General features: G+C 45.9%; 16 protein-coding genes and 1 tRNA gene. 6 read left to right on the forward strand and 11 right to left on the reverse strand.

All coding sequences use genetic code 11. The features are described 5' to 3' along the window. Positions 1-34: 34 nt before the first annotated feature. The 9 genes from alaS to HXT32_RS05130 all read right to left on the reverse strand — a co-directional run bounded on the left by alaS (position 35) and on the right by HXT32_RS05130 (position 11,363). Complete coding sequence (gene alaS / locus HXT32_RS05090) at positions 35-2,719, reverse strand: alanine--tRNA ligase (RefSeq protein WP_422118935.1); 2,685 nt, start codon at positions 2,717-2,719, stop codon at positions 35-37. 206 nt (positions 2,720-2,925) lie between these two features. Further along, a complete protein-coding gene (locus tag HXT32_RS05095; RefSeq protein ID WP_422118936.1) occupies positions 2,926-3,171 on the reverse strand; it encodes a hypothetical protein in 246 nt (81 codons plus the stop codon). After that, the gene (locus tag HXT32_RS05100) at positions 3,171-3,617 is read right to left on the reverse strand and encodes a DUF948 domain-containing protein (protein WP_076002650.1); all 447 of its coding nucleotides are present in this window, start codon (positions 3,615-3,617) and stop codon (positions 3,171-3,173) included. The genes HXT32_RS05095 and HXT32_RS05100 overlap by 1 nt, the downstream gene beginning before the upstream one ends. 150 nt (positions 3,618-3,767) lie before the next feature. After that, a complete protein-coding gene (locus tag HXT32_RS05105) occupies positions 3,768-4,442 on the reverse strand; it encodes a histidine phosphatase family protein (protein ID WP_076002649.1) in 675 nt (224 codons plus the stop codon). A 141-nt stretch (positions 4,443-4,583) separates the two neighbouring features. Beyond that, the gene (rpsD, locus tag HXT32_RS05110; RefSeq protein WP_004105277.1) at positions 4,584-5,210 is read right to left on the reverse strand and encodes a 30S ribosomal protein S4; all 627 of its coding nucleotides are present in this window, start codon (positions 5,208-5,210) and stop codon (positions 4,584-4,586) included. Positions 5,211-5,646: 436 nt separating this feature from the next. Continuing rightward, entirely contained in the window at positions 5,647-6,429 is a 783-nt protein-coding gene (locus tag HXT32_RS05115) for an ABC transporter ATP-binding protein (RefSeq protein ID WP_422118937.1), read from the reverse strand. 2 nt (positions 6,430-6,431) lie between these two features. Next, positions 6,432-7,643 carry an FtsX-like permease family protein gene (locus tag HXT32_RS05120; RefSeq protein WP_004110327.1) on the reverse strand — a complete coding sequence of 404 codons (1,212 nt, stop codon included), beginning with the start codon at positions 7,641-7,643 and terminating at the stop codon, positions 6,432-6,434. Between the two features lie 38 nt (positions 7,644-7,681). Next, a complete protein-coding gene (locus HXT32_RS05125) occupies positions 7,682-8,095 on the reverse strand; it encodes a DUF4418 family protein (protein WP_004110325.1) in 414 nt (137 codons plus the stop codon). A gap of 142 nt (positions 8,096-8,237) precedes the next feature. Continuing rightward, positions 8,238-11,363, reverse strand: coding sequence for a UvrD-helicase domain-containing protein (locus tag HXT32_RS05130; RefSeq protein WP_422118938.1), 3,126 nt, complete (start codon positions 11,361-11,363; stop codon positions 8,238-8,240). 189 nt (positions 11,364-11,552) lie between these two features. Here HXT32_RS05130 and HXT32_RS05135 point away from each other — a divergent pair, with 189 nt between their 5' ends. From HXT32_RS05135 to HXT32_RS05150, 4 genes are all read left to right on the forward strand, one after another. Next, the gene (locus HXT32_RS05135) at positions 11,553-12,134 is read left to right on the forward strand and encodes a xanthine phosphoribosyltransferase (RefSeq protein WP_004110321.1); all 582 of its coding nucleotides are present in this window, start codon (positions 11,553-11,555) and stop codon (positions 12,132-12,134) included. Between the two features lie 651 nt (positions 12,135-12,785). Continuing rightward, on the forward strand, positions 12,786-14,048 hold the full coding sequence (locus HXT32_RS05140) for an acetyl-CoA C-acyltransferase (RefSeq protein WP_119522422.1): 1,263 nt from the start codon (positions 12,786-12,788) through the stop codon (positions 14,046-14,048). 86 nt (positions 14,049-14,134) lie between these two features. Next, positions 14,135-15,466, forward strand: a complete 1,332-nt coding sequence (locus HXT32_RS05145) for a hydroxymethylglutaryl-CoA reductase, degradative (RefSeq protein WP_119522420.1) — start codon at positions 14,135-14,137, stop codon at positions 15,464-15,466. A gap of 23 nt (positions 15,467-15,489) precedes the next feature. Further along, complete coding sequence (locus HXT32_RS05150) at positions 15,490-16,803, forward strand: hydroxymethylglutaryl-CoA synthase (RefSeq protein ID WP_004110316.1); 1,314 nt, start codon at positions 15,490-15,492, stop codon at positions 16,801-16,803. Between the two features lie 370 nt (positions 16,804-17,173). On the opposite strand, the gene HXT32_RS05155 is transcribed toward HXT32_RS05150, so the two are convergent. Beyond that, a tRNA-Ser gene (locus tag HXT32_RS05155) sits at positions 17,174-17,258 on the reverse strand. Between the two features lie 196 nt (positions 17,259-17,454). Further along, positions 17,455-18,741: a serine--tRNA ligase gene (serS, locus tag HXT32_RS05160; protein WP_119522418.1), complete on the reverse strand. Its 1,287-nt coding sequence runs from the start codon at positions 18,739-18,741 to the stop codon at positions 17,455-17,457. Positions 18,742-18,847: 106 nt separating this feature from the next. On the opposite strand from serS, the gene trxA reads away from it, so the two are divergent. Continuing rightward, complete coding sequence (gene trxA, locus HXT32_RS05165) at positions 18,848-19,189, forward strand: thioredoxin (RefSeq protein WP_012913881.1); 342 nt, start codon at positions 18,848-18,850, stop codon at positions 19,187-19,189. 148 nt (positions 19,190-19,337) lie between these two features. Then, entirely contained in the window at positions 19,338-20,324 is a 987-nt protein-coding gene (locus HXT32_RS05170) for a G5 domain-containing protein (RefSeq protein WP_102155412.1), read from the forward strand. Positions 20,325-20,457: the final 133 nt, after the last annotated feature.

Here is a 20,457-nt window from a genome sequence, read left to right on the forward strand (position 1 = left end):
TAGATTCGTAAATTTTTAAGCTGTAAAACACGCACTAGGCGAGCTTAGCTACTTCTGATTTCGCAGCTTCGAGAGCTTCATCAAGCTTAGAAGCATCTGTACCACCGCCCTGAGCGAAGTCTGGCTTGCCGCCACCGCCGCCACCAAGCACCTTGGAAGCAGTACGAACCAAGTCGCCAGCCTTAGCACCAAGACCGCGAGCAGCTTCGTTTGTAGCTACTGCAATCATTGGTCGATCGTCTTCATTAACACCAGCAAGTGCAACAACCACTGGAGCATCTTCACCTAAACGAGCACGAATATCTAGGACTGTCTTGCGCAAAGCATCGAATGAGCCAAAGTTGCCAACATTCTTAAGAGCCAACTTAACTTTTTCGTTACTATTCTTTACTTCATCAACTAATGTTGGTACAGCTTCATTTAATTGAGCTTCGTAAACAGAAGCAAGCTTACGATCAGAATCCTTCATCTTGTTAAGCAAAGATTCCAAACGTTCAACCAACTCGTCTGGGCGAGCATTAACCATGTCTGCTAATTGCGCAACCAAAGTGTGCTCGCGGGCGCCATACTCGTACGCTGCCTCGCCGCAAAGAGCGTCGATTCTGCGCACACCAGAGCCAATAGAAGACTCGGAAAGGATTGTAACCATACCAATCTTTCCGGTGCTCTTAGCGTGAGTGCCACCGCAAAGCTCGCGGCTCCAACCGTCGCCGATTTCAACAACGCGCACAACATCGCCGTACTTTTCGCCGAACAAGTGCATTGCTCCAAGCTTAAAAGCGTCGTCGATTGGCATTTCCTTAGGAACAACCTGCAAATCGTCGCGAATACGCTCGTTTACGCGAGCTTCAACGCGAGAAAGCGCATCCTTATCAACAGCCTTTGGCCACTGGAAGTCGAAGCGCAAGCGGTCTGGATCAACCACGGAACCGCGCTGAGTTGCCTGTGGACCAAGCTCTTCTCGCAAAGCCTTGTGAAGGGTATGCGTAGCAGTGTGGCTTCGAGCCAAAGCAGCTCTACGAACCTGGTCAATATTGGTGTTTACAGGAGCACCAACGCTAAGAGTTCCTTCGGTAAGTCGGCAGCTGTGAACAATCAAATCCTTGATTGGTCGCTGAACATCGTCAACTTCCAAAATCGCGCCGTCATCGGAAATAATCTCGCCCTGGTCAGCAATCTGGCCGCCGCGCTCAGCGTAGAATGGCGTGCGGTCGAGAATAATCTCAACGTTTGCAGGAGCAGTAACGCTTTTAACAGAGCCTTTACCTGCTTCAACAATTGCCAAAACGTTAGAACGGCTGGAGAAGTCAGTGTAACCGAGGAAGTCGATTGGCTTTTCGAGCGACTTCTTAATATCGTCGTAAACGCTAACGTCCACATTGTGACGCTTCTTCAAAGCGTCAGCGCGAGCGCGACCTTTCTGCTCGCTCATAAGCTCGCGGAACTTAGCTTCGTCCACTTTAACACCCTGCTCAGCTGCCATCTCCAAAGTCAACTCGATTGGGAAGCCGTAAGTATCGTGCAAAGTAAACGCGTCGGAGCCGCCAACCATAGGGTCATCCTTGTGCTCTTTCTTAGCTTTTTCAACAGCCAAATCGAGAATAGTCGTGCCCTTTTCAAGAGTGCGACGGAACGCGTCTTCCTCACCGTAAGCAGCTTCGCTAACCTCATGGAAAGTATCATTAAGCTCTGGATAGCTTGGTTCCATAGCAGCTTTAGAAACTGGGAAAAGCGTTGGCAAAACTGGATCTTGCACACCAAGCATACGCATTGCGCGAACAGTTCTGCGAAGAAGACGACGAAGCACATAGCCGCGGCCAACATTACTTGGGCGCACGCCATCGCTCATAATCATCAAAGCGGAACGCACGTGATCTGCTACAACGCGGAAACGCACGTCAGCATCATTATTATCGCCGTACTTTACGCCACTAAGCTTTTCTGCAGCTTCAATAACTGGGTAAACTTCGTCAGTTTCGTAAATATTTTCCTTACCTTGCATAAGGTAAGCCAAACGCTCCAAACCAGCGCCAGTATCAATATTCTTTTGATCGAGTTCGCCAGCAATATGCAAATCAGTCTTAGATTTGACGTTATCTACCTGGTAATTTTCGAAAACCAAATCCCAAATCTCAATAAAGCGAGATTCGTCAGCAGCCGGACCTCCATCGCGACCATATTTAGGACCGCGATCCACGTAGATTTCGGAGCATGGACCGCCAGGACCAGGGCCGCCGGTAGTCCAGAAGTTATCTTCCATACCGAAAACTTGCATATGCTCTGGGTCGAAGCCTTCGTTCTTCCAAATTGCGCGTGCTTCATCGTCGTCAGTATAAGTAGTAACCCAAAGCTTTTCAGGGTCAAAACCGTAGCCGCCCTTATCTTGAGGACTAGTTAAAAGCTCCCAAGCGTAGTGAATAGCTTCCTCTTTAAAATAATCACCAAACGAGAAGTTACCAACCATCTGGAAGAAGGTGCCGTGACGAGTAGTCTTACCAACTTCGTCAATATCTAGAGTGCGAACGCACTTCTGATTCGAAGCCATACGACGCGAAGGAGGCGTCTGCTCTCCGAGCAAGTAAGGAATAAACGGCACCATGCCTGCGATAGTAAATAACGTAGTTGGGTTCGGCGAAATAAGAGAAGCCGAAGGAACAACCATATGACCATTCTTGGCAAAATAGTCAAGATAACGCTTTGCAATTTCTGCTGTGCGCATACGTACGAACTCCTTGTGTAATTTTTAGCAAGACCCACGCAAACCGTCACAAATAACCGTCACAAACAAAAGCCACATGCAACGCTCACACGAAATCGTGCCGCATGACGCACGACGCAATCATGCAAACATTCAATATAGTACTTCAATACTTAACTTAACTAAACTTAGCAAAGTAACGAAATTATGAAAAACTCGTTTTTTATTTAAAATTCCCTATTTCTACGATTAGCATAACGAGAATTAAGCTCAGCCTCATGCTCTTTACGGCTAGTATTAAAATCTTTAAACAATCCCATTACTGTGCGCAATGTGATATTTTTCGGTTCCTTATCAAATATAAAATGACTAGCAGAAGACGGCATTTTTGCTTTAACATATGCACGAGCCTTCGTAACTGTAAGAACACCAATTACAATGCCAACAAACATCCAAAATAAACGCTTGAACATTACTCCCCCTTGCTTGCATTCTTAGTTGCATTCTTATCAGAGGATTCTTTTGAAACGTTACTATTGGCACTATTCTTGTCGGTTGGAACAGTAGGCTTATTAAAGAAAGAAGCAACCGTATCTTTTAGCGCGTAGCCGGCAGCTGCAATTTTTACGAGCGGTTTTCCAAGGAAAGCACCATACAAATCAGTAAGAGCACCAATATTCGTAACAGTTGTGCGCGTAGCTCCTGAAACAGCGTTTACATCGTCAAGAGTCTTATTAACTTGCTTAATCGTCGTCACAGACTCGTCAATTGCAGGCATCGCATGCTCACCCGACTCTTTGACAGTTTTCGCAATCTGATCGAACAACTTGCCCAATCTAATTAGCGGATAAATCAAAAAACCCGAAAGCACAGTAAACGCAATCGCGGCAATAAGAGCAGCTATGTCTCCAACGCTCATCGTAACCTCTTTCTGTACCATTTTTGCTTAAGACTTCACCGCGCTGAAAGCTAATACAACAGCAAATCAGACTACAGTTAAAACCATTCGCAATGACTTAAGACTAACGAACGGTAACGACGCATACGTTAAGAAAGCTGTAGCAAAAAGCTACTCGTTGTAGCCTTGAATAGTAATAGCGTTATCAATAGGTTTAGTAGTGTCAAAATCGAGCCTAGTTACGCTTCCGTTTTGAGGGCGTTCGCTTAAATCGTAGCCTGCAGGCGCAAAACGGTGCATAAGACTTAGCAAAGTGTTGCCATGCGAAATTTGCAAAACATTATCTCCATCGTTAAGCAAAGAATTTGAAGCGATTAACGCAAAACCTTCTTCTACGCGAGTCCAATATTCGATATCTGACTCGGCATCGTGGAAAGGATCCGCTTCTTTAAGCATGTCACGAGTGGCTGCAAGCCCAAATTTTTCAACAATTTCGTTATAAGTGTGCGCTCCGTGAGGCGCTCCTGCAGCCCACCAAGCCATTTGCATATCTTGACCTTCAAAATAGCCGTAGCATTGCTCACGAAAATGCATATCGCTTACAAGCTTTGGGCGCGCGTTACCGGCAGCTTCATTTACGTCGAGAATACACTGAGCCGTGATTTGCGCACGCGTAGTATCCGAGCAGTAAGCTGCAGCAAAAGTAATATTTTGCAGCTTTTTTGCGGCAGTATCCGCATCTTTCAAACCTTTTTCAGTAAGCGGAGAATTTGACCAGCCTTGCAGTCGATTATAGCGATTAAATAGCGTCTGTCCGTGACGCACTAAATAAAGATGCAGCAACATAGCTCCATTATTGCACTAAGCGGTACATAACTGTCGAAAACACCAAACAAACCGATGAAATCGACAAAAACGCATTGACCCCTGCCACGCGAATGCGCAACAGGGGTCAAGCGGTATGTCCTTAAGAATTAAATCGGCGAATTAACGAGCGTAGTATTCGACGACGTACTGAATGTTGACTTCAACTGGAATCTGATCGACTTCCGGCTTACGAGTCAAAGTAGCCTTCAAAGAGGCAAGATTCACATCGAGGTAACCAGGAACTGCTGGCAAAACGTCGCGATGAACGCCTTCTGCAGCCATCTGGAATGGAACCATGGTCTGGCTCTTGGCACGAACCTGAATGGTCTGACCTGGCTTCACACGGTAAGATGGGCGATCGACAAGATTGCCATCAACCAAAATATGACGATGCACAACAAACTGACGAGCCTGGGCGGTGGTGCGAGCAAAGCCTGCACGCAAAACCAAAGCATCAAGACGAGTTTCCAAATCGGTGAGCATTGCGTCACCGGTCTGGCCTGCAGTGTGCGTACCCTTCTCGTAAGCAGCACGAAGCTGCTTCTCGGAGATGCCGTACTGAGCGCGAAGACGCTGCTTCTCGCGAAGACGTACTGCGTAATCGGACTCGGTGCGACGACGAGTGCGACCGTGCTCACCTGGAGCATATGGACGCTTCTCGAAGATACGCTGAGCCTTTGGGGTTAAAGCGATGCCGAGGGCGCGAGAAAGACGCACCTGACGGCGAGAACGCTGAATATTAGTCATAACTAATCCTTTAATTCTGTCGTTATCTGAACGGAACGTGAACCAAGTTTTTAGTCAATCGCAAAATCGCCTAAAAATTATTCACGCTGAGCCGGCCTCTCCAGTGCTTCTTCGTGCTAACACACGAACGCGCAAGTATTAAAACGTTGAAATAACGCCATAACTACCGCGCGCCGACCCACTGATGGGCTAAGGCTCCAGATGATGCTTACACAAAATAGGCATCGTTTCTGATTCTACACACCCGTAAGAATAATTGTTGATATTTTTCGTACTGAGCGCGAAACTCACGTTGTAAGTTCCCCGGCAAATGTTCCACAAACCAGCCAAAACGCTCGCGCGAGTAACGCGCTCGCTTGCGAAACTCGCGTTGGAAGTCCACTGGACTTCCAACTTTAGCGAGTTTCCGGATTGAAGTGCCTTCGCGCGCTACGCTTCAAGCGCTCCGGCAAATCAATCCGCAATCCATTGTGTATGTGCGATCCGCACAGCGAGCAGCCTCAACATCGTGAGTTACCATGAGCACTGCCACACCATTTTTTGCAGCCTCGCGCAACATTTTCACCACTATGCGAGTATGCTCTACATCCAAATCGCCAGTAGGCTCGTCAAGAATAAGAAGCTTTGGATTGTTTATTAGCGCGCGCACAATCATTACGCGACGCATTTCACCACCCGAAAGCTCATTTGGGTAGCACCACAGTAAATCTTCAATATGCAATTGCTTGCAAAGTTCTAACGCGCGAGTCTCGTTTAAATCTTCGCTTACTTCAGACTTACTTACTTCAGCCTTACTTATTCCAGACTTACTTACTTCACAAGCACTAGCTGCAATTTGCACAGGTAAAAGTATGTTGTCATGCACAGTAAGATTTTGTAAAAGCGTCTGCGATTGCGTCACAAAACCTATATCACATGCGCGCAAACGAGACATTTTTGCATCACTAAAAGTGCGTTCAGAAATCTCTTCGCCGCAAACTTTTACACTTCCATGCGTTGGCTTCAATAACCCAGCAATCAAATTTAGTAAAGTAGATTTTCCGTTACCTGACTTTCCAACGATTGCCACAAAATCGCCGCTATTTAGCGCAAAACTCACGTTATTTACTGCAAAAAATTTGTGTTTTCTGCGCATAAATTCGCGAGTTACACGAGTAAGCTCAACAACAGGTAAAATATCAAACTCATTACTTGGCAGTTTTTGACTCTTATCTTCCATACTTACTCACCTGACCTAAGTGTCAAATACGTTTCGCGCATAGCAATACGCAATGTGGTAAGCGCTGAAGCTACAACAACTGCAACAAGCGCAAGTAGCACAGACGCTAACATAAGCACTGCTACTGGTAGCGCAGTCACTTCCAAATACGGAAGCTGCAACTGTTCAGAAATAAGAGAACTGTAAGGGAACAATATAAGACTTGCAGACGCAACCCCCAATACTCCACCAACTAAGCCAAGTATCGCAGATTCCCTAACGACAACGCCTAAAAGCATATTTCTTGTTGTGCCAAGTATGCGAAGAGAAGCAAACTCTTTTTTGCGTTCGTTTACAGATGTTGAAAACACTGCAACTAAAACTAGCAATCCAACTAGCCAGCACGCAGCAATTATAAAAGTCAACGTGCGAGTAAAAACACCAAGATTAGCTTGCGTAGTTGCTGTAATTCCGCCCGGAAAAACTATGCCAATGCTTGAAAGACCAGTTGTTTTGCGAATATTTTTTGCAACTTCTTGCGCGCTGTAACCCTTTTGTACTTTTACAAGTACTGCAGAAACTGCTTTTTTAGCATATTCCTTTGGAATAGCAGTGTGCCCTACTTTCGTTGAATACTCAACTACTTGCGGCACACTTTCGCGTCGCACAAACACTGAATTATCAATGCTTGTGCCGGTTTTTGCAAGCTGTGCAGCTACAGGCCATTGGTGTCCAAAAAGACGAACAGTATTCATATAAGACACGATTACATTTGCGCCAGCAATCATCTCGCCTTTTTGTAACTTCTGCTTATGTTGAGAATAAATCCAAGGACCTATAACAAAATCAGAATCGGGATCAAAACCAATAATTTGCAATTTTTCAGCGCAACATCCTGCAGAAAGCGAAGAAATATACGTTTGTGCACTCGCCTTTTGCACACCCGGAGAGCGTCTTACTAAATTCTCAATATCGTTAGTGAAATAAAAAGTGCTTGAACCACTGTTTGTAAGCAACGCTTCTGCCTTAGTGTGCGTACCTTGAGGGATAACCATAATATCGGCTCCCATGCGTTCTCGCATACTGTTCAAGCCGCGTTCAAGATTCATAGAAATCAGCGAGCCGCCGAAAAATATTGCAGACAAGCACGCAGATACAATAATAAGTGCAGCAGTGCGCAATGGCTTGCGTTTAAGATTTTCCAGCGGCAATCGCTTTAGCGTAATAGTGCGCATAATTTTGCTTTAGTAAGCTTTTCGAACTATTTGAACTATTAATCTTCTTTATTATCCAAATACACGGAAACAGCTGCGAATACCAATGCGAGCACAGACAGAACAATCAACGTTGGGCGCATAACGGATGCACAATGCATCATTGGGCTCTTGCACACGCCAATAAGGAATGTTGTAACAGCAAGCATAAGCAAAGCATTCACAACTACAGCAATATTTAAACCAATGCGAACATTTTCTTTAACAAATAACGCAATAATTCCAAGTACTGCAATAACTAAGCCGATTCCAACAGCTGCACGACCTGTGTAGTAGCATGCCATAGGTTGCATCATCATATGCATTTTGTGCATGCCTCCGGTTGAGCATGGCTTTGCAAACGTCAATGGTGCAATGGCAATAAGCAAGCCGAAAATAATTGCAGGAATTGATGCGAATAATTTGTTTTTCATAATTTATACCTCATTAAATGTATGTTTTTATTTTTTAGTGTCACATTTTCGTTAATGCAACACGCTTCTCGGCACCCACACCCGCGAATGCCACGTCCTTGTTAAAAATTTATCTTACATTAAAGTGCATAAATAGAAGATTTTACAATTTCTCGATTGGTGCAACTCTAAGCATTAGTCGCTTTACTCCATCGGAGCCGAAATCGACTGTAATAATTGAGTTTCTGCCCTTATCTTGCGTTGCTAGCACAGTTCCTAAGCCGTAAGTATCGTGAGTAATTTTGTCGCCAACTTGGAAGTCTTGAATATTTAGATGATTGTCTTTATTCATAACTGCGGAAGTTGAACCAACTTTTGTTGCGTTTGTTGAAGCCGCAGTTTTTGCGGTAACTTTGCGCGTTTTTACTGCACTTGACTTAGACCAATTCGATTTAGAATAAGACGAGCCGTAAGAAGAACCGTAAGAAGAGCCATAAGACTTGCTATAAGACTTTCCGTAAGAAGATCCGTAAGAACTCGAGCCATACGATTTATTTCTTCCGTAAGAACTCGAGCCATACGATTTATTTCTTCCGTAAGACTTAGAGCCATGCGATTTTTCAGAACTGTAACTGCTTCCACCATAAGTTGTTTTTTCACTAAACGCATCGCTATAATCGTCATCCCAGCCGCCGAAGTCGCTATCAAAATCGCCGCCAAAATCACTATCAAAATCGCTATCGAAATCATCGCCGCGTCTAGACGAAGCACCCCAACGCTCAACATCAGACTCTCTGCGCTTCCAATCAATCAAATTATCTGGAATCTCATCCAAAAACTGGCTTGGAAGCATATCTTGAGCCTGCCCCCATTGCGCACGAACAGCAGCACGCGTAACATACAAACGCTGCTTAGCTCGCGTAATACCAACATAAGCAAGACGACGCTCCTCGCAAAGCTCGCCATCGTCTTCCAAAGCGCGAGAATGCGGAAAAGTTCCCTGCTCCATGCCAGTTAGGAACACAACCGGATACTCCAAACCCTTAGCCGTGTGAAGCGTCATCAACGTAACTTTACCAGTGTCCTCATTTTCATCCGGCAATTGATCCGAATCAGCCACAAGCGCCGTCGTTTCAAGGAAACCAGCAACACTAGCATCCGGCGTATTCTGCTCATACTCAGCTGCAACCGACTGCAATTGTGACAAATTATCCACGCGAGCGGCATCTTGAGGATCTTCAGAACGTTGCAAATCCTCCAGCAAACCACTGTCGTTCAGTATGCTGTCAATAACTTTAGAAGGTTTCGAGTCATCGTTTTGCATACAAGTAATTAAATTGTGCATAAGCTCGCGGAACTCTTTAAGCTTGGTTGCAGTGCGAGTTGGCATGCCTTCGATTGACTCCAAATGCTCCAAAGCTTGCCAGAAGCTAACTCCTTGTGTTTGAGCGTAAAGCGTTAGCAAAGCCTCCGCACGCGCTCCAAGCCCACGCTTAGGCACATTCAAAATTCGGCGCATATTCACATCGTCATCTGGGTTTGCCATAGATTGCAAGTATGCGAGCGCATCTTTTACTTCGCGACGCTCGTAAAACTTCGTGCCGCCAACAAGTTGATACGGAAGACCTGCTTTAACGAGCGCATCTTCCAGCGAACGAGACTGTGCATTAGCGCGATACATAATCGCCATATCCGAATAAGCAACGCCCTCTTCACCTACTAATCGCGCTATTTCTTGCGCAACCCAAGCTGCTTCCTGTTGAGCACTGTCTGCTGCATAACCAGTAATTGGAGTGCCCTTACCTAATGCCGTCCACAATTTTTTAGGCTTTCGTCCTTGATTATGCGAAATAACTGCATTTGCAGCATCCAAAATAGTTTGCGTAGAGCGATAATTTTGCTCAAGCATAATAGTTGTAGCGTTTGGGAAATCTTTTTCAAAGTCTTGAATATTGCGAATATCTGCTCCGCGGAAAGCGTAAATCGACTGGTCGGAGTCGCCTACAACTGTGATTGATGCAGGAGTGTTATTTTGCTGAGATGGATTTGCACTATTTTGCTTTACATCCACTCCAGCAAGCTCGCGAATAAGCTCGTATTGAGCGTGATTCGTATCCTGGTACTCGTCTACAAGAATATAGCGGAACTTATGGCGGTAATATTGCGCAGCTTCTGGTACTTCGCGCATGAGTTGCACAGTTCGCATAATTAAATCGTCAAAATCAACCGCATTTGCTTGAGATAAACGATGCTGATATTCCGCATAAATAGTTGCGTAAACAGCTTCAGAATTGCCAGCGTGCGCAATTTGTTGACCTGCAACACCAGGCTTGTAATCGTTAGCATACATGTCTAGTTGCTCACGCCAAGTGATTAAACTATTTTTGCAATCCGAAATCTTGCCCAAAATGCTGCGTGGCGTAAAACGCTTAATATCAACGTTAAGCTCTGTTGCAATAATTTTTACTAATCGCTCGCAATCGGAAGTATCGTAAATAGAAAAGCCTGATTTTAAGCCAATATACTGTCCTGATCTGCGAAGTATTTTCACACATGCAGAGTGGAACGTCGAAACCCACATAGTATTTGCTTCGCTACCAATAAGTTTGCTTAAACGTTCACGCATTTCGGCAGCTGCTTTGTTTGTAAAAGTGATGGCAAGAATTTGGCTTGGCCAGGCACCTTTTTGGCTTAATATCCAAGCTATTCTTCGCGTAAGAACTCGCGTTTTGCCGCTTCCAGCTCCTGCTCCAATAAGCAGTGCCGGTCCGTCGTACTGGACTGCTTGAGATTGTTGCGGATTTAAGCCGTCGAGTAGTTTTTGCGCGTCAACTGCAACTCTAGAATGTGCGAAATTTTGGGAATATTCTTGAGATTCTTGAGGAAGCAGTTCTTGTTGGGCAAGAGCTTCTTGTTGGGAAGGCACTGATTCTTGGGAAGGCACTGATTCTTGAGGAGGCACTGATTCTTGAGGAGGCACTGATTCTTGAGGAGGCACTGATTCTTGAGGAGGCACTGATTCTTGAGGAGGCACTGATTCTTGAGGAGGCACTGATTCTTGATCAGACGCATATTCTTGCTGCGTAAAATCAGGCTCTTTAGCGTAAGCGTCAGCATACTCGTCGTAACTGTAGTTGGCATAATCATTCGCATCCGCAACATTCTCGTAAAAACGATCGTCAGAATCGAACGAATCAACTGGATTCCCCAACAAATCACTTACATATCCGTAATCGCTATCCTTTGCACTCATATTTGCATTCATACTTGCGCCCATACTTACGCTCATACTTGTACTCCATTAATGCTGCCAATTATCTACGTTTTAGCTTCAGCAATAAAACGCCCCCACGTTTTAATTGCGCACGTATTTAATCAGGTTTACCACATGCTGCAGTCGTTTTTACTCATATTGTGTCACGAACTTGGGTATGCTTGAGCGTACTGCAATGTAATTGTTCGTAAGAAGGGGCGCATCGTGCAAGAACTGGAAGAACGCATTCTCCAAGATGGTATCGTAAAACCAGGCAATGTATTAAAAGTAGACGCTTTTTTGAACCACCAGTGCGATGTGAATTTATTTGATCATATGGGAGCCGCTTGGGCTGAGCATTTCCGCGACGCAAATATTACTAAGATTCTTACGATTGAAGCTTCTGGTATTGGAATTGCATGTGTTGCAGCACGCCATTTTGGTGGAGTTCCTGTGGTTTTTGCAAAGAAAGCTCAGTCGATTAATCTCGATGGCGACCAATACGTATCTACGGTATTTTCTTTTACAAAGCAGCGCGAGTTTCCGGTGATTGTGTCACGTAAGTATTTAAGTGCGGAAGATCGCGTGCTTATTTTGGATGATTTTTTGGCGAACGGCAAAGCTTTGCAAGGATTAATCGACATTTGCAATCATGCTGGAGCTAGCGTTGCCGGCATTGGAATCGCTATCGAAAAGGGCTTCCAAGGTGGTGGAGATGCGCTTCGTGAAGCTGGATATGACTTGGATTCGCTGGCGATTGTTGACGCGATGGATCCTGTTGATGGGTCGATTTCGTTCCGTAAGTAGCGCTCCGACCTGCTTTCGCGCTTAGAGCGTAGCGCGCGAAAGTAACTCGGAGCGGAAACTCGCTAAAGTTGGAAGTCCAGTGGACTTCCAACTTTAGCGAGTTTCGTAGCGAGCGTATTCCTCACGGCTATTGGTAGCCGTTCGGCTGATTTGGCATGTGAAGCACACCGTGCTTCACAATTGAGCCAAATCACGCTTTGAAGGAGCTTGAAATCCCAATGATTTCAAGCTCGGTCAAAGCGCTGCGCGAGCGCCCTTCGCTCAGTGCGAAAAATCTCAAATCTCTACCACACTGGTATTCGTGCAACTAAAGTCACGAAATTAAGCTGCGGTGGGGTGTGTGGTATTTGTGCCCGGTGTGACGTGTGCAGCAGCACGGATGTTAGCGTTCTTTGGACAGTAGTAAATCAACGTTTGCAGAGCATTACTGCAAAGCTTCAGAAGGTTTGGGAGAAATACGACTCTTAATTTACGCGGCTGTAAAGTTTATGCCGGATTCGGAAGCGCAAACTCATTGAAGCACGCTTAATTGTGAAGGAAACGAGAAAAATTTTTCGCAAATGGTAATTTTGTCGAAAAATACGATAAAGTAGTCCGGTTGGTATACTTCAACACGTATTGCAACAAACAATTGATTAGGTGGCTAAACATATGACTGAAGTGGTGATTGCAAGCGCTGTACGTACGCCTATTGGCAAATTCGGCGGCAGCTTATCTTCGCTTTCCTCAGTTGATTTAGGAACAATCGCAGCAAAAGCAGCAATAGAACGCGCTAGAATTAGCTCACACGACGTGGATCAAGCTATTTTTGGAAACGTATTACAAGCAGGCAGCGGACAAAACGTTGCTCGCCAAATTGCGTTAAAAGCAGGATTAGATACTTCTAGCTGCGCAATGACAATTAACGAAGTATGCGGATCCGGCTTAAAAGCAGTGCGCTTAGCACAATCCGCAATCGTTATGGGAGATGCGCAAGTTGTTGTTGCAGGCGGCACTGAAAGCATGAGCAACGTACCGTTTTACGCAACTAATTCGCGATTTAGCGGACACAAATACGGGAATTTTGCGCTTATTGACGGTTTGCAACGAGACGGCTTAAACGACGCTTTTACTGGCGACGCAATGGGCGTTACTGCAGAAAATGTTGCAGCAAAATTTGGTATCACTCGCGAAGCACAAGATATTTTTGCACTTAAATCTCACCAAAAAGCTGTTGCCGCTATTAAAAGAGGCGATTTTGCTTCTGAAATTGTGCCAGTAACGCTTGCAAACGGAACTGTTATAACTCGCGACGAGCATCCTCGCGAAGATACGTCTTTAGAGCAGTTGTCGAAATTGCGCACGCTTTTTAAAGCGTCGGAAGAAACTGCGGACGCGACTTGCGAAGTTGACAAGCGCGAAGTTGGCGAAAACGAAGTTTGCAAGCACGAATCGACTGTAACTGCAGGAAACGCAAGCGGAATTAACGACGGAGCTGCAGCTCTAGTGCTTATGAGCAAAGATTACGCGCAAGCGCACGGAATTGAATATCTTGCGCAAATTGTGGGATTCGCAGAAGGCGGAATCGACCCAGATTTAATGGGATACGCTCCAAAACATGTAATGGAACGCATGCTAAATGCGACCGGCAGCAACGTTGACAACATTGACTTATTCGAAATAAACGAAGCGTTTGCAGCGCAAAGCATTGCTGTTTCAGAGCAACTTCATATTGACGAGTCAAAACTCAACGTACGCGGTGGAGCAATTGCACTCGGACATCCGCTTGGCGCTAGCGGAGCGAGGATTTTGACGACGCTTATATACGCTTTGCGAGATAGCAATAAGTTAAATGGAGTTGCTGCGCTGTGCGTCGGCGGCGGAATCGGCGTTTCTATGCAAATTAGAATGCGAAACAATCAAGCCAGAATGTAAAACAATAAAGTCAGAATGCAAACAACCAAGTCAGAATGCAAAGCGATCAGAAGCATTCGTAGTCTACAAATCATGAGGTTATTTCGATGGCTGCTTTTCGTGAATTAAGCGTGGAAAATCGCATAAAAACCTTGCAAAATGAGGGCGCAATTAACAAGGCTGAGGCAGCATTTTTGCTTAAACAGTTTGCGGAAAGTTCCGATACTACAATTTCTACAGACGTTGCAAATCATATGATTGAGCATCAAATTGGAAAGTATACGCTGCCGGTTGGCGTTGTGCGTGGGCTGATTGTGAACAGCGAAGTGCGTGACGTGCTGGTTGCAACTGAGGAGCCATCCGTGATTGCAGCTGCGTGCAATGGGGCGCGGATTGCTGCAGCAAGCATTGAAGGTTGCATTGTAGCAAACTCGCCACAATACGTGACTACAGCGCAAATAGCTTTTGAGGACGCTGACGGGAGCGTGGCGGCGCGTTTGAGCAGAATCGTTGAAGATAAAGAAAAGGTTGCAGAACTGTTGCGCATTGCAAACGAGTCACACCCATCAATGAGTAAAAGGGGTGGCGGCGCGCGAAAATGCCGCGCTTCAGCTTTGCACGGCTTCGCAAAGCTCGAGATTGACGTAGACACATGCGACGCAATGGGCGCAAACACAGTGAACACTATGGGCGAAGCCGTCAAAGCCCAGCTGGAAAGCTGGCTCGGCGTGCAGGCGCTAGTTGCAATACTCACGAACACCAGCCGCGTTGCCAGCACAGCAGAAGTGCATATACCGGTTGAAGCACTAGCATCCAGGCGGCTGGAAGACTCTGAACGAGAGCGCGAGGGAAAGCGCCTTGCGCGCCGAATCGCGGCATTGAGCGCACTTGCCGCCAGCGACCCTGCACGCGCCGCCACGCACAACAAAGGAATCCTAAACGGAATCGCAGGAGCCGCGCTCGCGTCCGGGAATGATACGCGAGCACTAGAATCGGCAGCACACGCGTGGGCGGCGCGCTCCGGTCGCTACCTACCACTGTCAAAGTGGAACACCGAAACTTTAAACGGAAAAACCATACTCCACGGCAGGATTGAAATTCCGCTACAGATCGGCATTGTCGGCGGCTCAATCTCATCGCTTCCAATGGCAAAACTCGCGATCAAAATCGGCAAATACAAAAACGCAAACGACTTTAGAAATACGCTTGCCGCGCTCGGTTTGGTGCAAAATCTTGCGGCTCTTCGCGCACTAGCAGGCCCTGGAATTCAAGCAGGTCACATGGCATTGCAGTCTTCAAACCTGGCAATTGCAGCAGGTGCCAAAGGTGCGGAAATCGCAGAAATCACGCATAATATTTTGCAACTTAGCCCTGCAGAAAGAACTACAGAAAAAGTTACGCAATTACTTCAAAAGTTACGAGAATCAAGTAAAAATTAAGAAAATTTAAGGGTTTAGGACAAATGAGCACACAAAATATCAAAATATCAGCAACCGCAGCAGCCAACACAACCACAACCTCCGCAACCACTCCCCTTACCGTCGGCATTGACCGCATCTCCTTCGCAACGCCGCACTATTACCTAAACCTCGAAGAATTGGCGGAACACCGCGGAATCGACCCTAACAAATTCACAATCGGAATCGGTCAAAGCGAACAATCCGTGCCACCAAATCACCAAGACATCGTCACTCTCGCCGCGCAAGCCGCATTCCCACTACTACCATACATCGATAGCAATCGCCTCAAAATGCTCATCGTCGGCACAGAAAGCGGAGTCGACGCAAGTAAATCCAGCGCGCTATACGTTCAAAATCTGCTAAAACTCACGCCGTGGGTGCGCTCTATTGAAGTAAAAGAGGCTTGCTACGGCGGAACGGCAGCTTTGATGATGGCATGCGATTACGTGCGCGCGCACGCAGAAAAAAATCCGCAAGTGCTTGTTATTGCAGCCGATATTGCGCGCTACGGGCTTGCTACCCCTGGCGAAGTTACGCAAGGCGCTGGGGCTGTGGCAATGCTTGTGAGCGCGAATCCGCACGTGCTTAAAATTAACGACGACAGCGTTGTAAAATCCGCGGATATTCAGGACTTTTGGCGACCTGTTTACCAAGACACCGCTCTTGCTCGCGGCAAGTTTTCAACCGAGCAATACATACAATTTTTCTGCGAAGTTTGGCAAAAGTATTGCGCGCAAAACGATTGCAATTTCAGCGATTTCGCCGGATTGTGCTTCCATTTGCCATATACGAAAATGGGTTTGAAAGCACTTAAGGCTGCGATGGATTCTTGCGCAAATTCTTGCTCTGATTCTTGCGATAATAGCAACCTAAGCGAGTCGTCGCGCAATCGCTTACTTTCGCGCTACGAAACCAGCACGAAGTACAGCCGTCGTGTAGGCAACATCTATACGGGTTCCCTGTATTTGGGATTGCTGTCTTTACTTGAGTTAGACGAATTTACTTGCGAAAATAGTGATCTTACTGCACTTAAAAGCGGCGATAAGATTGGACTATTTTCTTATGGTTCCGGCGCTGTTGGTGAATTTTTCAGCGGCACGATTGCGCCAGGATTTAGAGATGCGCTGTTTGCGCGCGAGCATGCGGATATGCTTGATTCGCGCGTGCATTTAAGCGTTGCTGATTACGAGGAGATGTTTGAAAGCGTTGCGCCTTACGCTCCGGAAGATTTCGAAAGCAGCACGTCTTGCCGCGAAGGTGCAAGCTTCTTCCTGGACGACATCACATCACAAGAGCGTCACTACTCCGCGCGCTAAAATCGAGCGAGCGCACGTTTCGATCGGATTCTCGCTCGCAAACGACCCTTCCTTTACACGACTGCAAACTTTCCGCCACCTTCACGCCCTTTCCCGTCAATCGAGACGAAGACAGACCGAGCTTTCACTGAAAGTACAGTGCACTTTCAGTCCTGAGAAAGCTCGGCAGAATAAAAAAGCTTCAAGCGCGAAATGCAGCAACACAAACCTAACACACTACGTTAAACACACTAGCCCACACTTTCTGCGTCTTTATTGACGCAGAAAGACCTCGCTTGCGTTGGAAGCACACTGTGCTTCCAACCTGAGCAAGCTCAGCGAATTAAAAAAGCCTAAAGCAATTTCACATGCTTTAGGCTTAGTTAATTCGCGGATGAGGCGAGATTCGAACTCGCGGTAGGTTTCCCTACAACGGTTTTCAAGACCGTCTCCTTAGACCGCTCGGACACCCATCCATTTGCGCACGAAAGCAATCAAATTGCCGCTTTCAACGCACAAGTGGTAAGCATATCATCACGTATAGAACACAACACACAACACCCAGATTCAAAAAGCTTATCAACTAAAAAATAAAGCCCAGGCAATTTCCCGGGCTTTGTAGCTAATTAAACGGTTTTTTGAAACAAACGCCGTGTTTGTGCACGAGTAAACTCATGCTTCCCACTTCGTCGGCTCAATCACTTCCTTGCCACCCATATAAGCCTGCATTGCCTTTGGAATATCAATCGAACCATCTTCATGCTGATGATTTTCCAAAATAGCCACAAGCCAGCGAGTAGTAGCCAAAGTGCCGTTAAGCGTACTAACTGGGCGAGTTCCGCCATCTTCCATACGTTCGCGCACATTCAATCGGCGAGCCTGATACTCAGTGCAGTTAGAAGTAGAAGTAAGCTCACGGTAACGTCCTTGCGTTGGAACCCAAGCTTCACAATCAAACTTACGAGCGGCAGAAGAACCAAGGTCACCTGCAGCAGTATCAATAATGCGGTAAGGCACTTCCACCTTAGCAAGCATTTCCTGCTCCATACCGAGCAACTTTTGATGCTCAGCGCGAGAATCTTCCTGCTTGCAATAAACGAACATCTCAACCTTATCGAACTGATGCACACGAATAATACCGGAAGTATCCTTTCCAGCAGCACCAGCCTCACGACGGTAGCAGCTCGACCAACCGCAATAACGCAAAGCACCATTGCTTAAGTCAAGAATCTCATCCTCGTGCATGCCAGCCAAAGCAACCTCGGAAGTACCGACCAAATACTGATCATCTGGTTCGCGCAAACGGTAAATCTCGTCCGCGTGAGAATTCAAGAAGCCAGTTCCGCGCATTACTTCTGGACGAACAAGCGTTGGCGTAATCGCAAGCGTAAAACCGTGCTCTTCGGCTTGATCAACAGCCATAGTAAGCATTGCGATTTGCAAGCGAGCCACAGCACCGCGCAAGAAGTAGAAGCGAGATCCTGCAACCTTCACGCCGCGACGCATATCAATTCCAGCAACGCCAGTTCCAAGAGTCAAATGATCCTTTGGCTCAAAACCTTCAGCTGCAAAATCGCGAGGCGTACCAACCTTCTTAACTACAACATAGTCGTCTTCTCCGCCTTCTGGAGCTTCATCTTCAACGATGTTAGAAAGCTTCCACATTGCCGTAGTGTAGTCGGCAGTAGCTTTTTCGGATTCAGCTTTGTATTCCGCAACTTTCGAAGCTAATTCTTTAGTTTCGGCAATAAGCGCAGTCTTTTCCTCCGCGCTAGCTGTTGCAACCTTCTTACCAATAGCTTTTTGCTCGGCGCGAGCTTCTTCAAAAGCCTTAAGAGCGGTTCGGCGCAAATCATCGCTGCGCAATACTTCATCGACGAGCCCAACGGATTCACCGCGCTTGCGCTGCGATTCCTTAACTACGTCGGCATGTTCACGAATAAATTGGATATCAAGCATGACTCCTAGCCTAGTGCCGCAAGACGACAGATAAGCGCACTATCGGCAACTTTATGCAAGGCGGCACGTACAATAAAGCAAATACGCAAAATATCGAGGGGGTAATATGGCAGCAATACATGCTACTACAGAAAATTTTGAGAAGATTGCTTCGACAAATGAAATAGTTGTTGTTGATTTTTGGGCAACATGGTGCGGTCCATGCAGATCTTTTGGTCCTATTTTTGAGAAGGTCAGCGAAAAATATCCCGAAATTCCTTTCGTAAAAGTTGATATTGACAAAAGCAACGAGATTGCTGCAGCTGCTCAAATCCAAGCTGTTCCAACAGTAATGGTTATTAAGCGCGGCGAAGTTATTTATAGACAAGCTGGAGCATTACTAGCTTCTGATTTGGAAGATTTGGTTGAACAAGCTAAATCTTACGAATCTGATGATTCTGAATCCTGATTTATAGACTATGCCATGAGATATAATACGTGAGGTTTTGCATATACGTTTTGCACATACATTTTAACGCATGTTTCTCATGTTTTATTAGTCTACGTTGCGAGCGTTTGCAAGTATCAATAGAGTAATTGCAGAAATAAGGAGGGTTATGGCCAGTCACCGTAAGCATACTGTTACGCTTGGTTCACTCAGTTTACGACAGTGGGCTAGAGTTAGCGCGGTTATTTTGGGCTTCGTTGCTTTGGTGATACTTGGTTTTGCCTCGCGAGATTTTTACGCTTCGTCTAAAGGTCACGCTGTTCAGGTTACTTCTTATTCGGCAACCGATTCTTCGCAAGTTTCTCGTAGTGCTAGCCGTGGTATGTTGCATAATGGTGCGACTTCATATATTAACGTTGTTATAAATGGTCATCATCGTACTATTTTGGGCACTGATTTCACTGATGTAAAATCCGTTCTTGATGCTGGAGATATCACTCTTGAGCCACACGATGTTGTTACTCCATCTCTTACAACTAAAGTTAGCGAATCAACTGTTATTACGATTAATCGCGCAGGCGCAAAATTAGAGAATTCCGACGACCCAATCGCGTTTAACGTCGTTAAAAAGGAAACTGCTGCACTTCCAAAAGGTACTGAGAAGGTGCAAAGTGAAGGCGCTAACGGCGTAATGGAAACAGCAAAAATAGTTACTCGAGCTAAGGGAAAAATAGTTTCCTCTAATATTTTTGCTTCTTATGTTAAAAAAGCTCCAAAAGATAAGGTTATTCTTGTTGGAACTGGCGGCTCTTCTGCCGCAATTGGCTTAGCTGCTTCTATCGGTACGACTGTTCCTGCTGGCGAGATGCAACAATGGGCTCACGACTGGCTTATCTCTAACGGTTATAGTGAAGCTGATTTTACTGCAACAGTATTTATTATTTCTCATGAGTCCGGTTGGCGCGTAAACGCAATGAATCCTTCTGGGGCCTACGGTTTACCTCAAGCTTTGCCAGGCGGAAAAATGGCTTCTGCTGGCGCTGATTGGGCAACTAACTATCAAACGCAGCTCCGCTGGTTCTGGAATTATTGCAATGGTCGTTATGGCTCCATTCAAGGCGCTTACAATCATTGGCTTTCCTACCACAGCTACTGATTAGAATCAGTCTAAATATCATTGTTTTGCGCAAAATAAATTTTTAAATAACTTTTGTTTTGCGTAAATTAAGTTTTGCAATTTTTGTTGTAATAGATAAGAGAATAGACTTAAGTCGATTGACTTTTGCCAC

Source organism: Gardnerella sp. DNF00747 (genome assembly GCF_049262675.1).
Taxonomy (GTDB): Bacteria; Actinomycetota; Actinomycetes; order Actinomycetales; family Bifidobacteriaceae; genus Bifidobacterium; species Bifidobacterium swidsinskii.